Raw genomic sequence first — 3,049 nt, 5'->3', positions numbered from 1 at the left:
TGCTGCGGGCCCGCAATTCGCCCCAGATCGCGAGCGCTGAGACGATAGCGGCGCCAAGGAAGGTCAGCCAGCCGAGCCAGGGATGAAACAGGAAGCAGATGATGAGGTAGAGCGGAACCCAGGGCAGATCGAACAGCGCGGCCGGGCCGGGAGAGCTGGCGAACTGCCGGACCTGGTCGAGATCGCGGACCGGGTCGATCCGCTCCTGGCCGGCATTCGCGAGCAGCGGCAGGGTGACGGCGGCCCGGAAGGCCTCGCCTTGCAAATCTTCGTCCAGCCGCCGGCCGATGCGGGCGATCATGCGCGAGCGGATCGCCTCGAGGACGGCCTGCACCGCGTATAGAAAGACGACAACGCCAAGAAGGGCGACCAGCGTCGGGACCTGCCGGCTCGGCAGCACCCGGTCGTAGACCTGCAACATGAACAGGGAGCCGGTGAGCGTCAGGATGTTGATCGCGCCCGAGATCATCCCCATGGTCAAAAATGCCCCGCGGGAGCGGCTCAGGGCTCGCGCATAGGGAGGTCCTGCAGTGGTCATGCCTCAAAAACATCCTGACGAGGGAATACGGCCTGAGCTATTCCGAAGGCCGTGGTTGGGTCTTGTGCATTTCCGACAGGATATTGTCGGAAGGTGCCGGCCCATTATCGCGGTGATGCGTACTGGGTTTGGGACAACTTGATGGCCCGGCTCTCGTGGTGGTCCGCGCCGCTGACGAGAGCGGCGATTTTAGGTCCCCCATGCTGGAAGCCCGGGTCCCAGACGAGGCTATCGGCCTCGGTGTTGGTGCAACTGGGGAGGCAGCCAATCGCTGCCTCCCCCTTGGCGCTTAGATGACCCAGTCGTTGATCTGGACCGAGTCCACCGAGAAGCCGTTGAAGACGAACTCGTTGGTCGTATCCACCAGCGACAGCGTGTGGATGTCGTCGCCCATTTCGGCATAGCCGGTGATGCCGATCTCGTAGTGGTACATCTCGTTGAAGTTCGCCAGATCGGCAGCGGCGATCGTAGCCACTGCCACGTTGTCGATCCTGACTTCGAGCGTCGCATTAGCGGAAGTCGTGTGACCATCGAAGGACTGCTTGGCGATGTCGAACGACAGCACCGCCGTCTTGCCATCAACGGCAGCCGTCAAGTCGGTGAACTCGTGGCTGATGTCGATCGGTCCCGGGCTTTTCTGGGTGTCGAGCCAGAAAGCCTGATTGCCGTCGCCTGACGTGGTGGGGATGGTCAGATAACCGTTGGCACCAAGCTCGACGCCGGTAGCACCGGTCCACCCGTGAACCGCAAGATCGACTGGTTGCCAGAAGCTACCGCWGGCGGGGATGACGCTGCCTTCGATGCCGTCGAAATTCTCGCCAAAGAGAAAATCTCCCTTGTGGGGCTCTGGCGTAGGCTCTGGCGCAGTGACTTCGACATCGGCCTGCGACCACGTTCCCTTGTTACCGATCTGCACGAAGTACTTGAAGTCAGTAGCGTCAGCGGTCAGCGTGTAGGAGCCGTCGCCGTTGTCAATGATGCCGTGCGTCGCCAAATACGTGACCTGATCAGCCTGATCCGCAGCAGTGTCACCAAAGAAAAACTGCGTTCCGGTGCTGACCTTGGCGGCGCCACCTGGATCGTTCGCCAGCAGATCAGCGATGGTGAAAGTGAAATCCCCGTTAAGGCCAACGGCATCGTCTTTCGCAGCGCCAGACAGAAGTGCAGATTTACTTGTAGGAGATGTAGCCATGATAATACTCACGTTATGTCTCAAGAGAAGTCGCGAGGTTGAGACATGTCCCCGCAAATTTATGGCACATGGACGCTGGTGAGAACATGCGAACCCATGCCAAACATTTGGTAGATGCGGCCAAATGCGATCTGAAGTGGTGGTCCTGCCTGATCAGCGCCCCAAGGAGCGCTTTTGGCAACACGCCATCGAACGAGCGCCACCGCAGTTGCCGCGCCTGTGGCGCAGCCCTCGCCGAAATTCCATCATGTTGATTCCCCCCACAGGAACTTAGTTGCTTTGAGTGTGTCAGCGATCGATCGGTCGCGATAGCGACGAAGGTCTTAGATTCTGCCGCTTGGAAGAACCCATGATGAGGCGCCTTGTTGACTTTGCGCTTCGCTAAAATGGAAAATATTGGAAAATATTGGCGAATGAAATTGACCTTGACTTTAAGAGGTTCATATCGCCTTTTGCGTACGCAAAGGTCACGGCGGCCTGATTGCTTGKGGGATTTCAGATGTCTACAGCTATTGCAGTTCATCAAGTAAACGCGGCTAAGCTTCCACAAGCAGTAGACGATGATTATATTTTTGGTAGTGAGGCTGATGGCGGTCAGTACRCTCTCGACGTTCTTGCCAATGACAAAGGCGGCAACGCAAAAACGATTGTCGATGTGCAAGGTCTGCCCGACGGCGTGACTTGGGAATCGGCCGCCGATGGAACGCTCCTCCTGAATATTGGCGATTTGAGCCCGGATGAAGTCGCCGATTTCACGTTCACCTACACCATTCAATTGGGTAACGGTGCTTTGAGCGAGGCTTCGGTTCACTTCCAGGCTTCGTCTGTCGATAACCTCATCGACAACGGCAGCTTTGAGGGGGCTAGCCCTCCTTCGGGACAGTTTGCTTTCATGGTCGAGCCAGATTGGACTGGGACTGCAACGCCAGGCGGAGCGGTCGAAGTGTGGAACGCGCACAACGGAGTAACCGCCACCGACGGCCACAATCTGGTAGAGCTGGATGCGGCTGGTGCGATCGATAGCATCACGCAACAAGTCGACACCACTGACAGTCGTGAGTACCTGCTTACCTTCGACTACGCCGCCCGCGGGAATAGTCCGGGGGTTGGCTCGAGCGACTTTCAGGTCCTTTGGGATGGGGGCGTCATCGAAACAGTTGTGGCCACCGACACCGGTTGGACTCAGTTTTCGGCGGTCGTTACCGGTGACGGCGATGACAGTATTGGATTTACGGAACTGGTGAGCCAAAATAACGGCTACGGTGTTCTCATTGATAACGTGAGCTTGGTGCCTATCATCTGATTAAGAGAGTTGGGGG

2 protein-coding genes and 1 pseudogene are annotated in these 3,049 nt (G+C 57.9%); 1 reads left to right on the top strand and 2 read right to left on the bottom strand.

Annotation, left to right across the window (positions count from 1 at the left end; translation table 11 throughout):
* Positions 1–538, bottom strand: a pseudogene (locus AC1D34_RS35925) (type I secretion system permease/ATPase); the annotation flags it as partial.
* 289 nt (positions 539–827) lie between these two features.
* The gene (locus AC1D34_RS35920; protein ID WP_476826832.1) at positions 828–1,742 is read right to left on the bottom strand and encodes a hypothetical protein; all 915 of its coding nucleotides are present in this window, start codon (positions 1,740–1,742) and stop codon (positions 828–830) included.
* 487 nt (positions 1,743–2,229) lie between these two features.
* On the opposite strand from AC1D34_RS35920, the gene AC1D34_RS35915 reads away from it, so the two are divergent.
* Positions 2,230–3,033, top strand: coding sequence for a carbohydrate binding domain-containing protein (locus tag AC1D34_RS35915; protein WP_476826831.1), 804 nt, complete (start codon positions 2,230–2,232; stop codon positions 3,031–3,033).
* Positions 3,034–3,049 lie beyond the last annotated feature (16 nt).

Source organism: Allobosea sp. P1_A7 (genome assembly GCF_056406775.1).
The sequence above is the reverse complement of the archived record's forward strand: the minus strand, read 5'-3'. Positions and strand labels throughout refer to the sequence as shown.